The sequence below is a fragment of the Acinetobacter sp. G11 genome (assembly GCF_049808495.1).
Lineage (GTDB): Bacteria > Pseudomonadota > Gammaproteobacteria > Pseudomonadales > Moraxellaceae > Acinetobacter > Acinetobacter kookii.
On record NZ_JBNCAT010000066.1, the window covers coordinates 1 to 2,556 of the forward strand.

Here is a 2,556-nt window from a genome sequence, read left to right on the forward strand (position 1 = left end):
ATTTGTTTAAGATGAGATGTAACTCATTGAAATGTGTCATCATATTCGTCGTCAGAAAACAAGTATTATGCCATTATTTCAATGAGTTATCTTTTTTTGTCGTGTACAAAGATATTTTTTAATGATAAATAAAAAGCCTATTTTTAAAGAAATTTAGCATACGGCATAGTGAAAACAACAATAGAGCAATTACTCAACAATAAACATTAACATCAATTATTTAGATCATATTCAATTTTAATAAAAAGACAAATGTGTATTAAAAATAGCCATCATACGTCTATTTTTGATTACAAAATATAATGAGGGGATTGCTTCCCATTTCATACATTTTTCATATATAAAAAGACATACTATTTTTAAGGTTTTTCTAAACCAATTTTTTTACTTCATAATTTTTAACATCATAATTAAAGGTGAACCATGCAAAATAAGAAGCGCACCCCATTAGACGCGCAACAGTCCCATCTTTGGATTATTGGTGGTGGTATCGCAGGTATGGCTGCTGCTGCATTTGCAATCCGTGATGCCAAAGTCCCTGCCAAAAATATCCATATTTTAGAAGAACTCGATATTTCAGGTGGTTCGATGGATGGTGGACATACACCGCATGCCGCGCAAGCTTGGGTAACACGTGGTGGGCGAATGCTGACCGATGAAACTTATTTGTGCCTATGGGACTTATTTTCCAGTATTCCATCTTTGGAAAATCCAGACATTTCGGTGCGTGAAGAATGTCGTGAGTTTAATGAAAAAGTGAAAACCCACGCCAATGCACGGTTGATTGATGCCGAACATGTCATTGCGGATGCAGCAAAGCTTGGTCTGAATACGCTACATCGTGCACAGATGCTGCGCCTATTAGCTTCAAAAGAAGAAAAAATTGGCAGTCGCCGCATTGATGAGTTTTTTGATGAAACCTTTTTTGAAACCAATTTCTGGCGCATGTGGCGCACGACTTTCGCTTTTCAAAAATGGCACAGTGCAGCAGAGTTAAGACGCTATTTCTTGCGTTTTATTCAAGAATTGCCACGCATTCATACCTTAGCGGGTGTGAAACGTACCAAGTACAACCAATATGACTCGATGATTCTGCCCCTACAGCGTTGGTTAGTCGCACAAGGCGTCGATGTGCGTTTTGGACACTATGTCACAGATGCAGACTTCATTACCAATGCTGAAACTCAAGAACGCTACGCTTCACGCCTATATGTACAATTGCCTGAAGGCTCAGAGCAAATTAATCTGAAAGCCAATGATTTAGCTATTTTCACTTTAGGCTCTATTACAGCAGACTCACGTTATGGCGGTAATCATGACGTGCCTGCCCTTATTCGTCATCGAGAAGATCATGGCTGGACGCTTTGGGAAACGCTGGCACAAAAAGCCCCAGACTTTGGCCGTCCAATGACTTTTTATGGCAATGTCGATGAACATAAGTGGGAGTCTTTCACTCTGACCATGAAAGATGACGTGCTACTTAAACGTATTATTGACTATACAGGCAATGAACCAGGCACAGGCGCACTCATGACTTGGTATGAGTCGGGTTGGCATTTATCCATCGTGGTTCCTGCACAGCCACACTTTGCCGACTTACCTGAAGGTTTATATACCTTATGGGGCTACGGTTTCCAAATTGACCATATAGGCGATTACATCAAAAAACCAATGTCCGAAGCCACGGGGCAAGAAATCCTAACAGAACTGATTAAACAGCTCGGTTTTGAGGACATTTTAGATCATGTTTTGGCAACGACTGATGTTACTACCGCCATGATGCCATACGCCTCTGCCCTATTCGCCTGCCGTAAACCGGGGGATCGTCCACAGGTAATTCCACAAGGCTCACAAAACTTTGCTTTCCTTGGACAGTTTGTGGAAATTGAAGATGACGTGGTCTTTACTGTGGAATATTCAGTTCGTGGGGCGATGCTTGCCATTTATGAATTTTTTGGGGTGGAACGTGAAATCCCTGAAATTTACAACGGTCTACTTGATCCCAAAGTGGGTTTAAAAGCTTTAGAAACAGTGTTCCACTAAGTTTTTAATATATAGCGATAAGAGCACCTTTATGTCGCCACTATTACATAGTTTAATTTAAGCAACGTTTGGATACACGAGTGTGGCAGGGATGCCACACGTTATCCATCATAATAGGGATGTTATGTATGGGTAACAAAGGCTTTTGCTTTCTTTTGGCTTATCAAAAGTAAGGGTATTGCCTACACAAACACCTTTTATACTTTATTGAAAGTTGAGGCCGTGTACGCACCTAATTTTAAATTGGATAAAAAGAAAAATTAGATAAAACTTTATACCTCATTCGTAAATAAATTGACTAATCAACATAGGAAAAACATCTCCACGTTTTAAATAATACTCCGAAACTGACTAAGTGCTTTTCTATCTTTTTCTCATGATTTTAGATTTCATAAAAATTACCTCTGTACACGACAAATTTCATAGGATCCTTGTCCTATCAGGCTTTTTCTTTCTTAAAATTGCTAGCACTTTCTTAAATTCTTCTTTTTTTCCAAAACCAATCAAACGTAG

At 39.0% G+C, this 2,556-nt stretch carries 1 protein-coding gene; it reads left to right on the forward strand.

Annotated elements, in window-relative coordinates; all coding sequences use genetic code 11:
• Positions 1 to 423: 423 nt before the first annotated feature.
• Positions 424 to 2,043: an oleate hydratase gene (locus ACPUEY_RS13980; RefSeq protein ID WP_425122452.1), complete on the forward strand. Its 1,620-nt coding sequence runs from the start codon at positions 424 to 426 to the stop codon at positions 2,041 to 2,043.
• The last annotated feature ends 513 nt before the right edge of the window (positions 2,044 to 2,556 follow it).